This window comes from Neoakkermansia glycaniphila (genome assembly GCF_900097105.1).
Taxonomy (GTDB): domain Bacteria; phylum Verrucomicrobiota; class Verrucomicrobiia; order Verrucomicrobiales; family Akkermansiaceae; genus Akkermansia; species Akkermansia glycaniphila.
The window spans coordinates 1,095,102-1,114,095 of record NZ_LT629973.1; the positions used below are offsets into that span (position 1 = coordinate 1,095,102).

Annotated in this window: 21 protein-coding genes; 2 read left to right on the top strand and 19 right to left on the bottom strand. The window is 57.0% G+C overall.

Features of this window, described 5'->3' with window-relative positions; translation table 11 throughout:
* Positions 1-24: 24 nt before the first annotated feature.
* From PYTT_RS13570 to rplX, 12 genes are all read right to left on the bottom strand, one after another.
* Positions 25-177, bottom strand: a complete 153-nt coding sequence (locus PYTT_RS13570; protein ID WP_172801768.1) for a hypothetical protein — start codon at positions 175-177, stop codon at positions 25-27.
* The gene (locus PYTT_RS04565) at positions 174-1,907 is read right to left on the bottom strand and encodes an SLC5/6 family protein (RefSeq protein ID WP_083076604.1); all 1,734 of its coding nucleotides are present in this window, start codon (positions 1,905-1,907) and stop codon (positions 174-176) included. The genes PYTT_RS13570 and PYTT_RS04565 overlap by 4 nt, the downstream gene beginning before the upstream one ends.
* 140 nt (positions 1,908-2,047) lie before the next feature.
* The gene (map, locus tag PYTT_RS04570; RefSeq protein ID WP_067774631.1) at positions 2,048-2,845 is read right to left on the bottom strand and encodes a type I methionyl aminopeptidase; all 798 of its coding nucleotides are present in this window, start codon (positions 2,843-2,845) and stop codon (positions 2,048-2,050) included.
* A gap of 11 nt (positions 2,846-2,856) precedes the next feature.
* The gene (locus tag PYTT_RS04575) at positions 2,857-3,507 is read right to left on the bottom strand and encodes an adenylate kinase family protein (RefSeq protein ID WP_067774628.1); all 651 of its coding nucleotides are present in this window, start codon (positions 3,505-3,507) and stop codon (positions 2,857-2,859) included.
* Positions 3,508-3,541: 34 nt separating this feature from the next.
* The gene (gene secY, locus PYTT_RS04580; RefSeq protein WP_067774625.1) at positions 3,542-5,020 is read right to left on the bottom strand and encodes a preprotein translocase subunit SecY; all 1,479 of its coding nucleotides are present in this window, start codon (positions 5,018-5,020) and stop codon (positions 3,542-3,544) included.
* A gap of 165 nt (positions 5,021-5,185) precedes the next feature.
* Positions 5,186-5,641 carry a 50S ribosomal protein L15 gene (rplO, locus tag PYTT_RS04585; protein ID WP_083076617.1) on the bottom strand — a complete coding sequence of 152 codons (456 nt, stop codon included), beginning with the start codon at positions 5,639-5,641 and terminating at the stop codon, positions 5,186-5,188.
* A gap of 28 nt (positions 5,642-5,669) precedes the next feature.
* Positions 5,670-6,341: a 30S ribosomal protein S5 gene (gene rpsE / locus PYTT_RS04590; protein ID WP_083076601.1), complete on the bottom strand. Its 672-nt coding sequence runs from the start codon at positions 6,339-6,341 to the stop codon at positions 5,670-5,672.
* A gap of 17 nt (positions 6,342-6,358) precedes the next feature.
* Positions 6,359-6,709 carry a 50S ribosomal protein L18 gene (gene rplR / locus PYTT_RS04595; RefSeq protein WP_067774619.1) on the bottom strand — a complete coding sequence of 117 codons (351 nt, stop codon included), beginning with the start codon at positions 6,707-6,709 and terminating at the stop codon, positions 6,359-6,361.
* 33 nt (positions 6,710-6,742) lie between these two features.
* On the bottom strand, positions 6,743-7,282 hold the full coding sequence (gene rplF, locus PYTT_RS04600) for a 50S ribosomal protein L6 (protein ID WP_067774616.1): 540 nt from the start codon (positions 7,280-7,282) through the stop codon (positions 6,743-6,745).
* Between the two features lie 20 nt (positions 7,283-7,302).
* Positions 7,303-7,704 carry a 30S ribosomal protein S8 gene (gene rpsH, locus PYTT_RS04605; protein ID WP_067774613.1) on the bottom strand — a complete coding sequence of 134 codons (402 nt, stop codon included), beginning with the start codon at positions 7,702-7,704 and terminating at the stop codon, positions 7,303-7,305.
* A 15-nt stretch (positions 7,705-7,719) separates the two neighbouring features.
* Positions 7,720-8,301: a 50S ribosomal protein L5 gene (rplE, locus tag PYTT_RS04610; protein WP_067774610.1), complete on the bottom strand. Its 582-nt coding sequence runs from the start codon at positions 8,299-8,301 to the stop codon at positions 7,720-7,722.
* Positions 8,302-8,374: 73 nt separating this feature from the next.
* Positions 8,375-8,599, bottom strand: coding sequence for a 50S ribosomal protein L24 (rplX, locus tag PYTT_RS04615; RefSeq protein ID WP_067774607.1), 225 nt, complete (start codon positions 8,597-8,599; stop codon positions 8,375-8,377).
* Positions 8,600-8,842: 243 nt separating this feature from the next.
* Here rplX and PYTT_RS04620 point away from each other — a divergent pair, with 243 nt between their 5' ends.
* Positions 8,843-9,703, top strand: coding sequence for an NAD(+)/NADH kinase (locus tag PYTT_RS04620; protein WP_071133292.1), 861 nt, complete (start codon positions 8,843-8,845; stop codon positions 9,701-9,703).
* Between the two features lie 3 nt (positions 9,704-9,706).
* On the opposite strand, the gene PYTT_RS04625 is transcribed toward PYTT_RS04620, so the two are convergent.
* Complete coding sequence (locus tag PYTT_RS04625) at positions 9,707-10,492, bottom strand: glycosyltransferase family 25 protein (protein ID WP_067774601.1); 786 nt, start codon at positions 10,490-10,492, stop codon at positions 9,707-9,709.
* Between the two features lie 178 nt (positions 10,493-10,670).
* Between PYTT_RS04625 and PYTT_RS04630 the strand changes: the two genes are divergently transcribed.
* The gene (locus tag PYTT_RS04630; RefSeq protein ID WP_176712498.1) at positions 10,671-10,991 is read left to right on the top strand and encodes a helix-turn-helix domain-containing protein; all 321 of its coding nucleotides are present in this window, start codon (positions 10,671-10,673) and stop codon (positions 10,989-10,991) included.
* A gap of 102 nt (positions 10,992-11,093) precedes the next feature.
* Here PYTT_RS04630 and PYTT_RS04635 read toward each other — a convergent pair whose 3' ends face one another.
* The 6 genes from PYTT_RS04635 to PYTT_RS04660 all read right to left on the bottom strand — a co-directional run bounded on the left by PYTT_RS04635 (position 11,094) and on the right by PYTT_RS04660 (position 18,959).
* Positions 11,094-12,632 (bottom strand): hypothetical protein, encoded by a 1,539-nt coding sequence (locus tag PYTT_RS04635; protein ID WP_067774595.1) that lies wholly within the window; start codon positions 12,630-12,632, stop codon positions 11,094-11,096.
* Between the two features lie 30 nt (positions 12,633-12,662).
* Entirely contained in the window at positions 12,663-13,583 is a 921-nt protein-coding gene (argB, locus tag PYTT_RS04640) for an acetylglutamate kinase (protein ID WP_067774592.1), read from the bottom strand.
* Positions 13,584-13,595: 12 nt separating this feature from the next.
* Complete coding sequence (locus tag PYTT_RS04645) at positions 13,596-14,585, bottom strand: magnesium transporter CorA family protein (RefSeq protein ID WP_067774589.1); 990 nt, start codon at positions 14,583-14,585, stop codon at positions 13,596-13,598.
* Positions 14,586-14,755: 170 nt separating this feature from the next.
* Positions 14,756-15,256 (bottom strand): 50S ribosomal protein L9, encoded by a 501-nt coding sequence (gene rplI / locus PYTT_RS04650; RefSeq protein WP_245741072.1) that lies wholly within the window; start codon positions 15,254-15,256, stop codon positions 14,756-14,758.
* 130 nt (positions 15,257-15,386) lie between these two features.
* Positions 15,387-16,760, bottom strand: a complete 1,374-nt coding sequence (gene xseA / locus PYTT_RS04655) for an exodeoxyribonuclease VII large subunit (protein ID WP_067774583.1) — start codon at positions 16,758-16,760, stop codon at positions 15,387-15,389.
* A gap of 18 nt (positions 16,761-16,778) precedes the next feature.
* Positions 16,779-18,959 carry an AMP-binding protein gene (locus tag PYTT_RS04660; protein ID WP_067774582.1) on the bottom strand — a complete coding sequence of 727 codons (2,181 nt, stop codon included), beginning with the start codon at positions 18,957-18,959 and terminating at the stop codon, positions 16,779-16,781.
* Between the last annotated feature and the right edge of the window lie 35 nt (positions 18,960-18,994).

Sequence of the window (18,994 nt, forward strand, 5' to 3'; positions counted from 1 at the left end):
AGACAGGCAAAAGAAGGAGACTAATCAATCGTCCTCCTCATCCATATCCGGCGTATGCATATTGCTGGACACGAGATTCTCCGCCTTCTTCGAGAGAACCTTGGCAATGCACCAGACAAACAAAGTCCAGGCAAAAGCCACGGACAACAGCATCGTAATCCAACCGGCGGCAGTCATGATATGGGAAGACGGGATTGAAGACTCTTGACCTTGGAATGGAACCGGCGCGAACTCCACGCCACCATCCCCATAAACACCAGCACCAAAAATGCCCAACCGAGCGGCACATAGGCTCCCGGCTCGCCATTCAACAAATTCTCGATCTGCGGGCACGACGTACCGAACACATTCTCATACAGCCACGACAGGAAAATGGCCAGCAGAATCATCGGAGACACCCACTTGGCCACATACATCACCCAGAAAGGCAAATCGATATCCGCCCCCAGCTGCAGCTCCGCGTACCCCTCCTTCAACCCCATCTTGAAACAGAAAATCACAATAAAACAGAACGCCAGAATATACAACCCCAGCGTACCCACCCAGAAATCCATCGTATCCAGACCGACAAGCCCCTTGCTGAACCAGGAAACAGCCAGCGTACCCAGAAACGCCATAAACCCAACCAGCACGATCGACTGCCTCCGGCGCAACAGCCAGAACTCTTCCAAAAAGGCGATCGCCGGTTGAATCAGTGAAATCGAACTCGTCACCGCCGCCAAAAACAGCAACCCGAAAAACAGCGTACCGAACACCCGCCCGCCGGGCATCTCCGCAAACACCTGCGGCAACACCTCGAAACCCAGCCCGAACGTCGACGACGCTGCCGCAGCAGCCACCCCGAGAAACGCCACCGCAGCAGGCACGATCATCATCCCGGCAATCCCCACTTCCACCACCTCATTTGCGGAATTCGCCGTCAACGCACTCAGAGCGATATCGTCCTTCTTCTTCACATAACTCGCATACGTACACACCGAACCGAAACACACGGAAAGAGACCAGAAAATCTGCCCCGCCGCCGCCAGCCACAGGGACGGATTCATCAACCCCTCGCTGATCGTAATCTCGCGAATCCTCTCTGCCCCTCCCGAAGCTGCAACCTGGGCTTCCTTCACCTGCAGCACTGCACTATCATTCTGCGGCAGCATCTGCAGAATCTTCCAATCCCCCTCCTCATTCCTGCTCTCCAGCACCACCTTATTCGGATTCCACATATAGCCGAGCCCCTGCTCCACACTCCGGTCCGGATGAGCAGCATCCGGCGTCCCCAAAGTCAGCACGCGCACCATAATCACCAGCGAAGTCAGCAGCAACACAGGCAGCGACCACTTGCAAAACCACTCGATCCCCTTCCCGATACCGCGATACATCAGCCAGTAATTCAGCACAAACGCCACGAGAAAACACCACAGAAAAGAACTCCGGGACACATCGAAAGCCGCCCCATTCTCCGCCACGCCGACAAACTCGCCGAAGGTACCTTTGAAATCCGTCACCTCGGCAAACTCGCCGCACACCATCTTCCACGCATACCCCAGCGTCCAGCTCTCCAGAAACAGATAATAAAACGAAATCGCCAGCGGAGCCGCGACCCCCAGAAGACCCACATACTTCCACCAGCGGGAACGGGTCACCAGCATGAAAATGGACGAGGGAGAATGCCCACCCAAAGCCCCACCCCTGCGGCCTACGGCCCACTCCACCCAAGCAAGAGGAATCCCCATCAGCAGCAGAGAACAGAAATAGGCAATCATGAACGCCCCTCCGCCATACTGGGCTGCCAACCCCGGAAACCTCAGGAAATTGCCGAAACCGACTGCACCTCCCGCCACAGCGAGAATCATACCAAGGCGGGAATTCCACCCTGCCTCCTTACCTCTAGATTTCGGAGTCGACTCACTCATGAACTACCGGGAACATTGTATTGAAATAACCGTTCCATGGTAATACAAACGAACAATGAGTACAAGTGCAAAAACTGTCCCGCATTCACACTCGAAAGCACGGCTCTCGCAACAACGGCATCACACGCTGCGGAGGCGCCTCACAGCGGAGCGATACCCAGCTGTTCAGGCAATGCAATACGCGGCCTCTCCGTCAAAATCTCGCCGCCATGAGAACTCACGGCCACCGTATGCTCGAAGTGCGCCGACGGCTTGCCGTCCGCTGTCACCGTCGTCCACTTGTCATCCAGCACCTTCACGCGGAACGTCCCGGCATTCACCATCGGCTCGATGGCCAGCACCATACCGCGCTTCAAACGCGGCAACTTGTGATTCGGACGATAATTCGGCACATTGGGCTCCTCATGCAAATGCCGCCCCACGCCGTGTCCCACGAAATCGCGCACTATTCCGAAACCGAACGGCTTCACGAAATCTTCCACGGCTCCGCACACATCGGCCAGAGAACCGCCCTGCTTCGCTTCCGCGATCGCGCGGAACAAGGATTCCTCCGTCACAGCCAGCAACTTCAGCGTATCGGGATCAACCTGCCCGACGGGCACCGTCATGGCATTATCGCCATACCAGCCATCCACAATCGTACCCACGTCGAGACTCACGACATCGCCGTCCCGGATCACCCGATCGCCGCCGATACCGTGAATCACCTCCTCATTCACCGAAATGCAAAGCTGACCGGGAAAACCGCCATAGCCCAAAAAGGCATTGCCGCACCTCTCGCGCTTGAACAGCTCGGCGGCAAACTCATCAATCTCCCTTGTCGTTCGCCCCGCAACCACCTCCGGCATCAAATCCATCAAAATACGGGCAGCCACTTCGCCCGCCTTGCGCAACTTCGCAATTTCATTCGGATTGCGTACCGGAATGCGGTCGGACATGATACGGAAACTTATTCGGCAAATTCTTTCAACTTCTGCGAAATACGCAGAGAAACCTCTTCAGGCTCGCCTTCCTCCGTTACACGCACGCGAACAGCCATACCCTTTGCAGCATAGTAATTGGCTACGGGAACCGTCAGAGACTCATAATCCTGCCAACGACGGGCAAATGCCTCCAAATTGTCATCGGCACGCACACGCATCTCACTCCCGCAATCCGGGCAGACGGACTCACCGTCGCGGGTAATCAACCCGCACTTCGTACACTCCTTACGCTTCAGCATACGCGCTTCGATCAGCTCGCGCGCCACATCCAGCCAGACGACCACATCCACACCGAGACCGCGCTCGCGCATAAACGAATCCAGCGTCTCCGCCTGAGCCACCGTACGGGGATAACCGTCCAGCAGCCACGGGGTCTCATCATTATTGGACAGCCAGCCGCGCACGATATCGTTCACCACTTCATCGGGCACCAGCATCGCACGATCCATGAAACTCTGCGCCTGCCTGCCCAGATCCGAGCAAGCCTCAATCTCCTGCCGGAGAAGAGCGCCCGTACTCAACGTATGCAAACCGAAAGCCTGAGCCAGATAGCGGGCCTGGGTACCCTTTCCGGATGCAGGGCCACCCACCAGAACGAAACGCTTGAGAGTTTTCATAGCAGGAACAAGATAAAATCGGACTCAATACCGGTCAGCGCACAACCATATACACCGTAATAGCGGCCAGAATCAGGGCGGCGATCACGCACCAGACAACCGTCACCGTGCTGCTCGAAGCGGCTTCGCCCGTTCCTTGCAGGTGGGCATACTTGCCTCGGATCTTGCCCTTCTTGAGGAAACCGTCGTAATTCTTCTGCAGAAGCGATGTTTCGATCTGGCGCATCATATCAAGCAGAACCCCCACAAGAATCAGAAGGCTCGTGCCGCCGAAGAAATTCGAAACGATAGGCTCCACATTCGTTGCCAAGGAAAGCAGGTACGGAAGGAAATAAATCAGCGTCAGGAACAATGCACCGGCAAACGTCAATCTCTGCATCGTCTGGTCGAGGAATGCCGCCGTGGGAGGGCCGGGGCGCACGCCGGGCACATAGCCACCGTTGCGCTTCAAGTCTTCTGCAATCTGCGAAGGCTGGAACATCGTCGCGACCCAGAAGTAAGCGAAGAAGAAAATCATCAACGACGAAATCACATAATACATGAAGCTCGTCGGCACCATCCAGATGCGAATCATACTATCCAGCCAGGAATTCGGCCAGATCTGGCTCACCAGCAGCTGCGGCAGCGAAAGAATGGCAGTCGCGAAAATCACGGGCATCACCCCCGAATAGTTCAACTTCAGAGGAAGGTACTGCGTACCGCCCTGCGTCATCTTGTTGCCTACGATGCGCTTGGCGTACTGCACCGGAATGCGGCGCTGCGCCTGCGTCACCGTCACCACCATCGCAATCACAAGAATCAGGAAAAGAATCATGGCCACCAGAGTCAGCGCTCCGGTCGGATTCACTTCACCCGCCACTGGCATCACGAAACGCTTCCAGGCAAGAGCAAAGGCACCCGGCAGGGAGTGAATGATATTCACCGCAATGATCAACGATACGCCGTTACCGATACCACGCTCCGTAATCTGGTCACCGATCCACATCAGCAGCATCGTACCCGTCACAATGATAAACACCGTCGAAATCGTGAACAGGGAGCCGGGGAACATGACCAAATTACCCAGCCCGGAAAGGCCGAGACGGTCAGGGTGCTCCAGAGAACCGACGAGAAGGTAGCCCTGCACAATGGCAATGACAATCGCGAGAAGACGAGTATACTTCGTCATCTTCTGGCGGCCGCCTTCCTCGCGCAGCATCTTCTGCCACGCTGGCACCACGGCGCCGAGAAGCTGGGTCATAATGGAAGCGGAAATATAGGGCATGATCCCGAGTGCGAAAATACCGCACTGCTGCAGACCGCCGCCGGAGAAAATCGTCAGCATCGTACCGAGACCGCCGAGCATGCCGCCGCCATCGTCATTCTTCGCCATCCAGTCGGAAAGCTGTTGTACGTCCACGCCCGGCAGAGGGAGATGCACGCCGAGGCGCACAATCACAATCATGGCCAGAGTGAACAGAATGCGTCGGCGAAGATCCGGCACCTTCATCATATTGGTAAATGCTGAAATCATGGTCTTAAGTCTGATGGATGTGAGGAAAAATGGGCATGCAGCGCAAAGGCTCGCCTCCCCCGGTATGCATGGGCGCCGCATGGGTCACTCGGACGGCGCGGACGGGAAGAGAACCTGATGAACGAACCGGGCGGCGCTGCGCCACCCGGTTCGTCGGTAACCTGATCAGGCTTCGCTCAAAACGGTGAGCGTGCCACCGGCAGCCGTAATCTTGTCGCGTGCGGAAGCACTGGCAAAATCCACGGTCACCGTGAAGCTCTTGGTGACAACACCTTGTCCCAGAAGCTTGACTGCATCGCATGCACCCTGGACAAGACCGCGGGCGCGGAGCGAGTTTTCATCAATGGTCGCACCTGCTTCAAAGAAAGCTTCGAGCTGGCAAACGTTCACCACGGCAATTGTGTCCTGGAAACGCGTGTTGCTGAAGCCCTTCTTCGGAAGACGGCGATGCAGGGGCATCTGGCCGCCTTCAAAGCCGGGGCGGATCGAACCGCCGGAGCGAGCCTTCTGGCCCTTGTTGCCCTTGCCGCAGGTCTTGCCGAGGCCGGAGCTTTCTCCGTTGCCAAGGCGCTTCTTGCGGTGCTTGGCACCGGGATTGGGCTTGAGAGTATGAAGTGTCAACATGATTCGTCAAAAATACGTTGGATGATTAAATGGCGGAATCCTTCTTCTTCTTACCACGGGCGGAGAGGACTTGGTCAGCCGTCCTCAGCGAAGTAAGGGCGGTAAGCGTAGCCTTCACCACATTGGCGTGGTTGGAAGATCCGAGGGACTTGGCAACGATGTCGCGCACGCCAGCTGCTTCCAGCACGGCACGGACAGTATTGCCGGCGATAAGACCGGTACCGGGAGCGGCAGGCTTCAGGAGAATCTTGCCACCGCCGAATTCGGCGTAAACTTCGTGAGGAATCGTGCTGTTCACGACGGCCACGGGCTTGAGATTGCGCTTGGCAGCTTCCGTACCCTTGCGGATAGCGTCGGAAACTTCATTAGCCTTCCCGAAACCGAAACCGACCTTGCCTTCCTGATCGCCGGAAACGACGAGCGCAGAGAAGGAGAAGCGGCGACCGCCCTTCACCACCTTGGCGCAGCGGTTGACAAACACAACCTTTTCCAGGAGCTGAGGACCGTCTTCCACGGGAGCTTCGGCACCGCGGCGACCGCCTTCGCGACGAGGACCACGAGGACCGCGATTTCCACCCTGGCGGAAACCACCTTGGCGGAAACCGCCCTGGCGGAAACCACCGCGCTCACCGTTATTCGGAGCGGCAGCGGGAGTTGCAACACTTTCGGCCGGAGCCGTTTGTTCTTCGTTGTTCATTCGATGATCTTTCTCGTTTAGAATTTCAAACCAGCTTCGCGGGCGGCATCGGCCAGAGCCTTGACCTTCCCGTGATAGAGGAAACCACCGCGGTCGAACACGACTTCAGTGATACCGGCGGCGAGAGCGCGTTCGGCCATCAGAATGCCCACCTTGGCGGCGGAAGCACAGTTGGCCTGCTTGGCGTCAGCGTCGAGCGTCGAGGCGCAGCAAAGCGTCACACCCTTCGTATCGTCGATCACCTGGGCATAAACATGCTGATTGGAGAAGTGAACGGCAAGGCGAGGACGCACGGCTGTACCGGACAGCTTCTTGCGGATACGGCGGTGAACGCGGTTGCGGATAGCTTTGCGATTGATCGTACTCATATACTTATATCAAATATGCTAAGGATTCATGAATTACTTACCAACGCTCTTGCCTTCCTTGCGGCGAACGTTTTCACCAACATAGCGGACACCCTTGCCCTTGTAGGGTTCGGGCGGATAGTAACCGCGCACTTCGGCGGCAAACTGTCCGACCATCTGCTTGTCGATACCTTCAACCTTCACCTTCGTATTGTCGGTGACGGTGATTGTCAAACCATCCGGAATCGGTTGGTTGATCGGGTGCGACTTGCCGAGGCTCAGATCGAGGATCTTGCCCTTGACAGCGGCGCGGAAACCGACGCCGATGATTTCAAGCTCCTTGACGAAACCTTGGGAAACGCCGACGATCATGTTATTGATCAGCGAACGGTTCGTACCGTGCAGGGCGCGAAGCTTGCGGGAATCGTCAGCGCGGTTGACGCTGAGTTCCGAACCTTCAACGGAAACGGTGATACCTTCGGGAAGCGCCCACTGGAGCTTACCCTTCGGACCTTCGACGAGAACGACGGAGTCCTTGCTGCTGACTGTGACGCCAGCGGGAACCGTGATGGATTTTTTACCAACTCGTGACATATTCTTCGTTCTGTTGAGGATTACCAGACGAGGGCGACAAGTTCGCCGCCGATCTGCTGCTTGCGGGCCTGCGCGCCTGTCATCAGACCGGCGGAGGTCGAAACGATCGAAATGCCGAGGCCGTTCATCACGACCGGAATTTCGCTGGAGTGGACATACTGACGGCGGCCCGGCTTGGAGCAGCGCTTCACATCGGTCACGATGGATTTGCCTTCGGCGGAGAACTTCGTCTTCACCTTGATAGCCTTCTGGACGCCTTCACCGATCACTTCATATCCCCAGATATAGCCTTCCTGCTCGAGAATACGGGCAAGTTCGGCCTTGATACGGGAATAGGGAGCGGTAAACTCTGCGTTGCGTGCGATACCTGCGTTCTTCACGCGGGTCAGGAAATCGGCGATAGGATCACTTAATACTGCCATAATCTTGAATAATGGTTATGCGTTGGCGGTTTGAGTTTCATCAGCCTTCTTGGTGGCACGGAACGGAATACCGAGCTCAGCCAGCAAGTCGCGACCTTCGTCGTCCGTCTTGGCGGTCGTCACGAAAATCAGGTCGAAGCCGATTTGGCGTTTGATTTGATCCAATTCAATTTCCGGGAAAATGGACTGGTCGGAGATACCTACGGCGTAGTTACCATGGCCGTCGAACGACTTGGAGGGAAGACCGCGGAAGTCGCGAATGTTCGGCGACGTCACATTGATGAAGCGGTCGAGGAATTCCCACATGCGTTGTCCGCGCAGCGTCACGCGGGCACCGAGGACTTCGCCCTCGCGCAGTTTGAAGTTGGCAACACTCTTGCGAGCGTAGGTCATAGCCGGCTTTTGGCCGGTAATTTTGGCGATTTCGGCGACAGCGTCTTCAACCGCCTGCTTGCGGTCGGGATGCTTGCCCATGCACGACGTCACCACGATCTTCTCGAGACGGGGAACCTGGTGCACGTTTTCATACTGATGCTTCGCTTGGAGGGCCGGAACGACCTTCTCGCGGTAGTATGTCTGTAACGTTGGTGTACTCATTGTTATAATAGCGGGTCAGCTCTTTGAGGTGATTACGAATGGATTGGCTTAAGCGCGGAACCAAGGCTGTGCCTTAGCTCACTTTCTTCACATTGGAAATATGAATTGGGCCGTCCAGCTCCTTGATGCCGCCTTCCGGATCCTGTTCGCTCGGGCGAGTCGCCTTCTTGATGACGCGGGCGCCTTCGACGATAACAGTACCTTTAGCTGCATTCACGGAGAGAACAGCGCCACGCTTGCCCTTATGCGAACCGGCGATAACTTGCACAGTATCACCTTTTTTCACGTGGGTTTTCATAGACTGTATTTCTTCGCTTGTGCGTTGATAAACCCCAGCCACACCTGTGGCAGGGGCGCAGAATATACACTCGGCGAGCTTCCTCGTCAAGACCATTCATTAAATTTGAACATTTTTTCGCAGCCCGGCGACAGCCGAACCAAGCACATCTTCACCATGATCCGCCATGCCTCATCAAGAGGAAACCCGCAAAAAGCGGCAATTATCATTGTCATGACTCGTGAAATCACTATACTTGATCCCATGAACGCCACCTGTAGAGTCGGCCTCCTCGCTCCCAGCCGGCAGGCTCAGGCCCTCGGCACCAAAGCAACCGTCCTCCAGACCCTCGCCAGGAAAGGATGCGAAACCAGCATCCTCGAACCGGACGACCTCCGGCATGCCAATCTCGGCCACCTCGACATCATCCTCTGCCTTGGAGGTGACGGCACCATGCTCTCGGCGGCAGCGGCTGCAGCCCGGCACGGGGTCCTGCTCGCCGGTATCAACCTTGGCCGACTCGGCTTCCTCACCTCCTGCGCCGTGGCGAACATCCCCGCCTTCGTCGAAAGCCTTTGCGAAGGCACCTACATCGTCGAAGAACGCACCATGCTCGCCGTCACCGCCTACAATCGAAAAACCGAAGAACGCCGGGACACACTGCTTGCCCTCAACGAACTCGCCCTGCTCCGCGCACAAACCGGTAAAATGGTCGATCTCGATGCAGAAGTAGACGGCACCCTCCTCAACCGCTACCATGCGGACGGGGTCCTCGTCGCCACACCCTCCGGCTCCACCGCCTACTCCCTCTCTGCCGGAGGCCCCCTCATCTGGCCCGGCTCCGAAGTCTTCAGCGTCACCCCCATCTGCCCGCACAGCCTCACCAACCGCGCCGTCATCCTGCCGGATAGCGTCACCATCACCCTGCGCCCCCGCGAACGCAGAGGCAGAGCAGACAGCATGATCTTCTCACTCGACGGCCGCACCACTCACAGCATCGGCCTCGAAGAATCGCTCGAAATTCGCAAGGCTCCGCAAAAACTCCGCCTCTTCCAAATGCCGGGAAGCAACTTCGCCTCCCTTCTCCGCGCCAAATTGCGCTGGCAGGGTTACGAACTCCCCTAACTCCTACTCCGCATCTCCCAGTTCCCGAAACCGCACCGCACGCCGAACCTCATGGTACAGCCTTCGCTTGTACCATGAATTCAGCAATCGCTGCACCCGGTGGTACACCAGCTGCTTCACGGAAGGCGGCACCGCCCTTGCTCGCCGCCCCATCGCATCGATCGAACTCGGCAAATCTGGCGATGGCTCGCAAAGCGGCGGAAACACTCCGACACCCACGACACCATCACGGCAGCACACATAACCCAGCTGCGTATCGAACGCCATCCAGTAACGGCCCATCCGCTCCAGCACCCTCCTCGCACCTTCCCGGGAATACAGAATCGCCAGGGCATCCCGGGAAAGATTCTTCGGATATACCACCTCAAGAGAACAGTCCACCCCAACCACCCGACCCAATGGCCAATTGGAGCCCGGCGTCCATAACTTGACAAAATCCCACCCTGTCACCGTCCGAATCAACCGGCTCACCGCAGAAGGAAGAACAGGCCCAAAACTTGCATCATCCTCCAAAACGACGCAATGCGTATGCGGCGAACCCAAAAACATCCGCAAACACCGCAAATGGCTCTCCATGCATGCCAGCTCCGTCGGCAAAAGATCGACAGAAAACTCCTTCCTCCGCCTCTCCCGGTCAAACCCCAACTCCATCTGCGCCACATCGTCGCCCGTCACCGCCGGAACCAGCGACAGATCAATCCCCGCCCTGCACGCAAACTCCTTCAGGCGCCTCCTGCGTTCGGAGGAACTCTGCAAACTGATCGCCAGAAATAAAATTGTCGCATCCATGGCTCGCTCATTCATAAAAATGCACCTAAAATAGGTGAATACACACAAACACTACAACACACTCCATAAAATGTAAATCAAATTATTCACCCAATTTGGGTGAATCAAGAAATTAGTGTATTCTTAAAAAATGCTGAGGAACAGGCACAGTCTGGAAGAGAAACTCTTGCGCGACTTCTTGAAAAGAAAACGCATCGAACAGGGATTCTCCCAACGGAAACTATCCCTCCTGCTCGACAACACCCCCACCTTCGTCTCCAAATACGAATCGGGCGAACGCTACCTCCTCTTCACGGAAGCCGTCCTCATCTGCGAAATACTCGGCATCGACGCGCACGAACTGACCCAGTCAATCCTCAACACCCTGAGAACAAGCGCAGATGACGATGTATTCCGCATCAAACAGCACCCCCCGATCATCACGGAGGAGCAAATAAAACAGGCAAAAACTCCGCCATCAGCCAAAAGCGAAAGACAGAGCCTCCCCTCTCAAGCGTAATCACCAGCGCAATCGGCCGCATATGCTTCGGCCACCTCCGGAAAGCCATCTCACAACCCCTTCAATCCATGCGGAATCGAAGGCAGCGGCTTATCCAGATTATCATACGACCGCACAGGCGCATAACGATCCTTCTCGTACTTCTCGCTCGGCGGTGTACATAAAAACCAAAGCGCACCCTCCTCGGAAGCTCCCGGCTTCGTTAAAAACACATGAGGCAGCTTCGCCTCCCTGGTACCGGGCACGGACTGATCGATCGCCATACCGGGGTGATACAAATGCCCTTGAAACGGATCGCACACATTGTACGTCCAATTCGCCCATGTCGGTAAAATCTTCTGCACGCGCACGGCTACGAACCCGCAAAGGCGGACAGCCGTATACGCCACGCAGCACCAAACGAGCACATCTCTCCGGACCCTCGGCCCACAAACAGGCAAAAACAAACATCACCACGGGCATACCCTTCATGATCAGCTCATTGTTCATCCCACCCATATAAACGGCGGGAAGCGCCAACAAAGCGACATTCGCACACAGCAGCCAAACGCGGCAACGCCCATACCTCCACGGGAGATAATTCAACAGAACAAAATTGAGAGCCACCGGAACCAGCCATTTCAGCACGCCCGAACAACCGTCGACATACCTGAACACGCAAAACATCGCCATCGGCTCTTCCGCACGCATGTAATACACCCCCGCAACCCCGGCAAGGCCATAGGCCGCCCAAGCCTGCCATGCAACAAAACCACGGCTGAAAACCACCACACCTGCAGCCCGCATAACTGTCCACGCCTTGTACATGCACCCGGCCAAAAAGACAAACAACACAAGGGAAGACAATGGCGCCACCAACAACAGCAGACTGCCGCAGACCAGATAAAACCAAACGGGCCTCCCCTCCTGCAGCATCAACGCAACAGCAAGATAGGCAAAGGGGAATTGATTGCAACAGGTAACCATCAACTCTCCACTCCAAAAACACGGCCTCATGGGCTGCCCCAGCCACCCCATCATGGACGGCACATAATCGAACACGACCGCAGCATCACCGATCCCCAGAAAAAACAGCACAAACAAAAAACTGACCTTCTTCAGCTTCAGAAACACCAGAAGCAGCGTTGCGTACATCAGCAACACATTCCACAACAACATCACCCAGCCGGGCACCCCACTGAGGGAAGAACAATCCACTCCGCCCATGGCAAGCAGCTTGCACAGAAACGCAGGAGGCAGCCAGAAAGCCAGATTGTAACTCATCTCCCTCCCATCCGGTAAAACCACCGGCCACGGATACGAAATCAGATTACCGTAAAAGGCATTTCTCTGGAAAAAATCGAAATGTTGGTATGTATGCCCCGTATAGCCCACCTGAAACTGATACACAAACACCACCAGCAGCAAAACCAGCAGCTTCCACACATGCCCGCGGGACAACCGTATGACATGAGGCGAACGACCAAACACGACGCTCGCCACACATCCGGCCAACGCCACGCCAAGCGGCACTGAAACATACCATTCCAGCCAGCCCAGGCAAAAAATCATACTCGGGAGAGCCAGAAGCAAAAAAGCGCCTCCGATCACCCAGCTATCGCGCACCCCTTTGCCAGCCACGCATGCAATGCCGTGCTCCATCACCGGATCTCCATCAGAAAAGGAACCGCCCTACCGTTGCTCGCGCACAATTTCCGTACCGATACCCTCGGTCGTGAAAATCTCCAGCAGCAGCGTATGCGGCAAACGGCCGTCGATGAAATGCACCTTGCGCACGCCTGCATTCAGGGCATCCACGGCGGACTTCACCTTCGGAATCATCCCTCCGGAAACCACGCCATCCTCAATCAATTGAAGAGCCTGCTTGCGGTTGATCGACTGAATCAAAGACGTCGGATCGGCGGCATCGCGCAGAATACCCGGCACATCCGAAATATAAATCAGCTTCACCGGGCGCAGCTCGCGAGCCAAAGCGGCTGCCGCCAAATCCGCATTGATATTGAGCGGACTGTGCGTCCCCAGCTCCTTGGCGAGCGGCGAAATCACAGGCGTAATCTCCAGATTCAAAGCCTCCTCGATACGCGGCAGCAGCGTACCGATCACACGCCCTACCTCGCCGATATCCACCGGATTGCCTTCGGCATCCTTCTCGCGGATCTTCTCGCCCACAAACACCTCCGTACCGGGAATACCCACGCCCTTCCCTCCTGCATCGCGCAGCATCTCCACCAGCCCGGGATTGATCGTCCCGCTCAGCGTACGCTCCACAATACCGATCGCCTCCTTCGTCGTCACGCGCAGCCCATTCACGAACTTTGCTTCAAGCCCGGACTCGGCCATTGCCTTCGAAATCGCCTTGCCGCCGCCATGCACCACCACAGGATTCAGCCCCATAGCCTCAAGCACGGCAATATCGCGCATCAAATCCTTCACCAGCGCAGGATCATCCATCGCGCTGCCCCCGAACTTGATCAGCACCGTCTTATTGCGGTAAGCCTGCATATAAGGCAAGGCATTCACCAGCACATCGGCCTTCTCGATCACCTGCATCAAATCGGGAATCACCCGCGTCGTCAACTCTTGAGCATTCATATGCGTAAAAAATCAAATAAACCGCTTCATGCGGAAAAACAGCAGCGGCAAAATAATCGAAACCGCCATCGCCACCAGCACGCTCGCGTAACCGTACTCGCTGCGCAACTCAGGCATATTCTCGAAATTCATCCCGTAAATACTCGCAATCAGCGTCGCAGGCATAAAGATAACCGAAGCCACCGTGAAAATCTTCACAATCTCGTTCTGCTCGATATTGATCAGCCCCAGCACCGCATCGAGCATGAAATTGATCTTGCTCGACAGGAACGAAGCATACTCCGACAGCGAATTCACGTCTCGACTGATCGGACGCAGCGTCACATACAAATTCGGCTGCGAAGGATCTGAAGTCTCCGCATTGCTCGCATACGAAAGCAGGCGCAGCAAGTTCACAAGGCAGTCCCGCTGCCGCGTAATCAAATCCCCGATACTACCCAGATCCTCCAGAACCACGCGCATCTCCTGCGTCACCGGCTCTCTCTTGCGACCCTTCCCCGTATGGCGATGCGAAAACACCCGCTTCGACAGAGCATCAAGATCCGTGCCAAACCTCTCCAAAACGTCCGCCTGGCGGTCCACGATCGTCTCCAGCAGCCCCACGAACACCTGGTCGCGAGAGACCTGCTTCTGCCGCAGCAACTGGTGCGAAAACACGCGGAACGAATACGAATCCGTATGACGGATCGTCACAATACGCTCCGACTTCAGAATAAACGTCATCTCCGAAAGAATCGGCTCCTCCGTCTCCACCCGGCTCAGCACCGTCGTCGTCATGAACCGCGCGCCATCCTCCGTATACAGTCGGGAAGTCGCCTCAATCTCGCGCATCTCGTCCTGCGTCGGCATCTCGATACGGCACAACTGTTCGGCGAACTGCAACTCCGCAGCATCGGGCGTCAACAGATCCACCCAGAAAATATCCTCCGGACGGCAGGACAGATTCTCGATATCCGCCGTCCGCTCAATACCATTCTCGTTTTGAATATAAAGCCGAATCATCGTCGTGGGAATGGGTAAGGATTCAAACTCCCCTCACCGGGCATCCGCCCGCCTGGCTACGTGGCCAGCATACAGTTTTCTTGCCCGCAAGGGAAGCAAAAAAGGGCAAAAAAGCAGCCCGATTCCTAACTGTCGGAACCGGGCTTGCAAAAGGAAAGGAACAACTGCCTTTATTCGGCGGCAGCTTCGGCAACCTCTTCGGCGGCAGGAGCGGGAGCAGCCTTCTCGCCGTTGACCTTCACGACCACCTTCACCGTAGCGGCCACTTCAGGATGAAGCTTGGCGACGATGCTGTACGTACCGGAAGACTTGATCGGCTTCTCAATATCCAGAGCGTGGCGGTTGATGACGATACCCTTGGCAGCAAGAGCTTCCTGCACCATCTGGTTGTTGACGGCACCGAACACCTTACCGGCCTGACCGGCTTCCAGAGTGATTTCGACCGTTTCCGTGGCGATCTTGGCAGCAACTTCGCGGAAATTCTCAAGTTCAGCGGCTTCGCGTTCGGCACGCTTCTTCTGAAGCATATTGATGAAGCGCTGATTAGCGGGCGTCGCTTCGAAAGCGAGACCCTGAGGAATCAGATAATTGCGGCCATAGCCAGCCTTTACAGTCACAAGATCGGCTTCGCAGCCCAGACCTTCCAGTTTCGTTGCGAGAATTACTTGCATTGTTGCCATGGCGTAAATAGAAAAGTTAAATGTGGAGGGAGTAAATACATGCACTTGCGGACAAAGTCAAGCAATATGTGTAAAAAACGCATAAAATTCATCAATATGGCGCAACCATGCACCTACGCCATCAAACGCCGTCCGGCTGCAACTCCTCCCCGTCGGCTGCCTCGCCACCATCCTCCCGGCGCACCACGGACATCTTCCCGCGAGCCAAAGAAACCCGCAGCCTCGTCCCCTCCGGCACCTGCTCCGCATCGCGCACCAGCCGACCGTCCTCCCCCTGCACCAGAGCATAACCGCGCTTCAAAGTCTCCTGTGGACTCCTCGCCTCCACCTGCGCCGCCAGCAACTCCAACGCACCGGATGCCACGGCGAATCGCTGCGCCGCAGCCGACTTCAACCGCACCTCCAGCCCATCCAGCCTCTCTCCCATCATCCGGCAAAACTGTTTCGGATGGCGAGCCTTCAACTCCAGCTCCATCCTGTCCAGCCAATCATATCCGCTCTGCAACCGCTTCTGCCACGCATCCTCCCACTCGTATTCCAGATCGTCCAGCCGCTGGATAAACGGATTCAGCACATCCAAAGGACTCTTGAACTTCCTCTGCACCAGCAAACCGAGCATCAAATCCGCCCTCTCCCACACCTGATAAAGCCGCCGCTTCACCCTCTCCCCGCAATCCTCCAACCAAGCATCCAGAGCCGGACCATCCGGCGTCACCAGCTCCACCGCCGCCGTCGGAGTCGGCGCGCGCAAATCCGCCACAAAATCCGCAATCGTAAAATCAGTCTCATGCCCCACCGCGGAAACCACCGGCACCGGACACTCCGCAATCGCCCTCGCCACAACCTCCTCGTTGAAACACCACATATCCTCCAGCGAACCGCCCCCGCGCGCCACAATCAGCAAATCCACCGGAGGCAGCCCGAACTCATCGAACCGCCCCCACGCACGCACCGCCGAAGCAATCCCATGCTCCGCACCTGCTCCCTGCACCTGCACCGGCAGCAAAAACACCTTGATCCACGGAGCGCGCCGCTCGAACACATGCCGCATATCCTGAATCACCGCCCCCGTGGCGGAAGTAATCAACCCCACCGACTTCGGAAACGGAGGCAGCTCCAACTTCCCCTCCGCATCGAACAGCCCCTCCGCCGCCAGCTTCCGCTTCAACGCCTCGAAACGCGCCTGCAGCTCGCCCAACCCCGCCTCACGCACCCGTGTCACCGTAAACTGAAGCCTCCCGCGCCCCTCGTACACCGTCGCCTTGCCGAACAACTCCACCTTCATCCCCTCCCGCAGAACCACGCGAGAAGCCGCCGCCTGAAACTTGTACATCACACAATCCAGCTGCGCCCTCTCATCCTTGATCGTAAAATACACATGCCCGCTCGAAGCAGGCTTGCACGACCCCACCTCGCCCACGACCACCTGATCACCGACCTGCCCCTCGACAGCCCGCCGCAACTCCGCCACCAGCTCTGAAACACTCAATGCCATAAAAGGATAATCCTTGCTTCACCGCCCCTTCTCCACCGGGATTTTCAATGCTTCGTAGGCGAGGAGTTTGCAGTTGGCGAGATCGAGTTTTCCGGAGGGGAGGACGGGTATCGTTTCCACAGGGACGATTTCCCTCGGGCACCACAGGGCCGGGAGGCCTTCGCCCATCAGGGCGTAGCGCAGGGAGATGAGTTCCTGCTGCAGGTAGTTGCGGTGGAGTGTGGAGAGCATGGCGATGGCTTCGCCTTTCTGCTTGTCCGGGATGGAGACGACGGCAATGTGCCGTTCGGTGTCTTCCGGGTCGATTTTCAGGATTTTGTTCAACGCCTGTTCGAGGGCTTCGTGGGGAACCATTTCGCCGCCGATCTTGGAGAACCGCGCCATGCGGCCTTCGAGTTTCAGGAAGCCGTTGAGATCCATGCGTCCCACGTCGCCGGTCTTGAACCAGCCGTCCTTGAAGATTTTCGGGTTCAGATCGGCGCGGCCGATGTAGCCCTTGAAGATGTTCGCCCCCTTGAGCCAGATCATGCCGAGGTGGGTGAAGGGAAGCTGCTTCTCGTCGTCCTCCGGGTCGGTGATGCGGATGGCAATGCCCGGCAGGAAACCGCCGACGGTGCCGTGTTCGGTGCCCGGCACATAATACGGCGTACCTTCGACGGGAGCCGCATCCGGCAGGTTGACGCAACAGACAGGCGAAGCCTCGGTCATGCCGTAGCCTTCGTTCAGCTCGATGTGGAACTGTTCCTTGTACGCCAGATAGAGGTCTTCAGGCAGTTTTTCCGCCCCTACGATGAAGTAGCGGAGGCTCTTGAAGGTTTCGGGGTTCGCACGGCGCATCATGCTGCGGGCGAAGGTGGGGGTCGAGACGACGAGAACGGTTTTGTACTGCTCGATGAGTTCGCACAATCTCTTCGCCTCCAGCGGCGAGGGATAGGTCACCATATCGTGCCCGTACGCCAGGCAGAACCACAGGCCGATGGTGATGCCGAAGCTGTGGAAGACGGGAAGGCTGCACAGGAAGCGGCTGTGTTCGTCCAGCACGATGCGGGAGGAACACTGCGCAAGGTTCGCCAGAATATTGGAATGCGAGAGGGATACGCCCTTCGGTTCACCGGAAGAGCCGGAGGTGAAGAGAAGCACGGCTTCGTCTTCGCCGCTGCGGTCGTCAAGTTTCAGCAGGCGAGCAATCATCTTCGAAGGCATCACGCGCGAGGCGAATACCCACACGGCGATTTTCTTCTTGATGCGCACGAGCTCCTGCTCAATGAAGATGATGTCGCGGCGCGGCGGCCACGGAAAGCTCTGCAGCTTCCGCATGAAGCGATCTGCCGAGATGAACCGCTCGATTCCCGCCTGCCGGACGGCGCTGCGGAACGAGTCTTCCGATGAGGAATAGTTGAAATTCACCGGAGTGATTCCCGCCAGCAGGCAGGCGAGGTTCGCGATGGTCGCGCCTTTGCCCGGAGGCAGGATGATACCGACGCGCTTGCTGCTCGTCAGCGTTTTGAGGTGCTTGGCGAAGGCGATGGCCACGCCGAGCAATTTGCCGTAGGTGAGGGAGGAATCGTCCACGCCGTCGATCACGCGGCCGTTCGGATTCTGCTTGATACCCTCGACGATAGCCATGGCAAGGGAGCCTTTCAGCTGGGGAAGTTCGGCGAAGGCATCCGCAGCGGCGGACATCCATGCCTGCAGGAGGCGAGCTCCCGCTTCAGGGCCGGGCTCGAGCCTGGGAAGGATGCGGACGACAAGGCGGGTGTAGTCCCGCGCATTCGAGGCGGCATTCATCAGGCTGTCGCGGAAGTAGCCCACATACACGGGCACGGGGGAAATGTGCAGCGCGCTCAAATGCATCAGGAAGGGAGCCGGTACGTGCGACATGGTTCCCTTGATGGCGGCAACGCGGCCCGGCAGGAAAACGACGTGGCGGCCCTGATCGATTTTTTCGAGAATGGAGCCGCGCAGGCTGATGGGATCAACGCGGCGGAAGTTGAAGAGGATGCCGTCGCTGTCCTTGTTCTGCAGATAGCGGGCAACATCGACGGAGGGGGCGAAACTCTCCTCGACGAGATAGGTGACCCGGTCCTTGCCGAGCGCCTTTTCCAGCTCAATCAGGGCATTCAGATTGACCTGATTGGGCACGAGAAAACAAGCTTTGCCTTTTAAATGCTCCTGTCCTTCAAGTGTCACGGGGTTCATGTCGATGCTTATCCTATCATGCTTCACTCTGCGGC

What these genes read in the sequence shown, in the direction of transcription:
- xseA (WP_067774583.1), bottom strand. Translation starts at nt 16,760, where the DNA reads ATGGCATTGAGTGTTTCAGAGCTGGTGGCGGAGTTGCGGCGGGCTGTC.
- PYTT_RS04625 (WP_067774601.1), bottom strand. Translation starts at nt 10,492, where the DNA reads ATGGATGCGACAATTTTATTTCTGGCGATCAGTTTGCAGAGTTCCTCC.
- PYTT_RS04645 (WP_067774589.1), bottom strand. Translation starts at nt 14,585, where the DNA reads ATGATTCGGCTTTATATTCAAAACGAGAATGGTATTGAGCGGACGGCG.
- argB (WP_067774592.1), bottom strand. Translation starts at nt 13,583, where the DNA reads ATGAATGCTCAAGAGTTGACGACGCGGGTGATTCCCGATTTGATGCAG.
- rpsH (WP_067774613.1), bottom strand. Translation starts at nt 7,704, where the DNA reads ATGGCAGTATTAAGTGATCCTATCGCCGATTTCCTGACCCGCGTGAAG.
- PYTT_RS04620 (WP_071133292.1), top strand. Translation starts at nt 8,843, where the DNA reads ATGAACGCCACCTGTAGAGTCGGCCTCCTCGCTCCCAGCCGGCAGGCT.
- PYTT_RS04575 (WP_067774628.1), bottom strand. Translation starts at nt 3,507, where the DNA reads ATGAAAACTCTCAAGCGTTTCGTTCTGGTGGGTGGCCCTGCATCCGGA.
- rplR (WP_067774619.1), bottom strand. Translation starts at nt 6,709, where the DNA reads ATGAGTACGATCAATCGCAAAGCTATCCGCAACCGCGTTCACCGCCGT.
- PYTT_RS04660 (WP_067774582.1), bottom strand. Translation starts at nt 18,959, where the DNA reads ATGAACCCCGTGACACTTGAAGGACAGGAGCATTTAAAAGGCAAAGCT.
- secY (WP_067774625.1), bottom strand. Translation starts at nt 5,020, where the DNA reads ATGATTTCAGCATTTACCAATATGATGAAGGTGCCGGATCTTCGCCGA.
- rplX (WP_067774607.1), bottom strand. Translation starts at nt 8,599, where the DNA reads ATGAAAACCCACGTGAAAAAAGGTGATACTGTGCAAGTTATCGCCGGT.
- PYTT_RS04635 (WP_067774595.1), bottom strand. Translation starts at nt 12,632, where the DNA reads ATGGAGCACGGCATTGCATGCGTGGCTGGCAAAGGGGTGCGCGATAGC.
- rplF (WP_067774616.1), bottom strand. Translation starts at nt 7,282, where the DNA reads ATGTCACGAGTTGGTAAAAAATCCATCACGGTTCCCGCTGGCGTCACA.
- map (WP_067774631.1), bottom strand. Translation starts at nt 2,845, where the DNA reads ATGTCCGACCGCATTCCGGTACGCAATCCGAATGAAATTGCGAAGTTG.
- rpsE (WP_083076601.1), bottom strand. Translation starts at nt 6,341, where the DNA reads ATGAACAACGAAGAACAAACGGCTCCGGCCGAAAGTGTTGCAACTCCC.
- PYTT_RS13570 (WP_172801768.1), bottom strand. Translation starts at nt 177, where the DNA reads ATGACTGCCGCCGGTTGGATTACGATGCTGTTGTCCGTGGCTTTTGCC.
- rplE (WP_067774610.1), bottom strand. Translation starts at nt 8,301, where the DNA reads ATGAGTACACCAACGTTACAGACATACTACCGCGAGAAGGTCGTTCCG.
- PYTT_RS04565 (WP_083076604.1), bottom strand. Translation starts at nt 1,907, where the DNA reads ATGAGTGAGTCGACTCCGAAATCTAGAGGTAAGGAGGCAGGGTGGAAT.
- rplI (WP_245741072.1), bottom strand. Translation starts at nt 15,256, where the DNA reads ATGCAAGTAATTCTCGCAACGAAACTGGAAGGTCTGGGCTGCGAAGCC.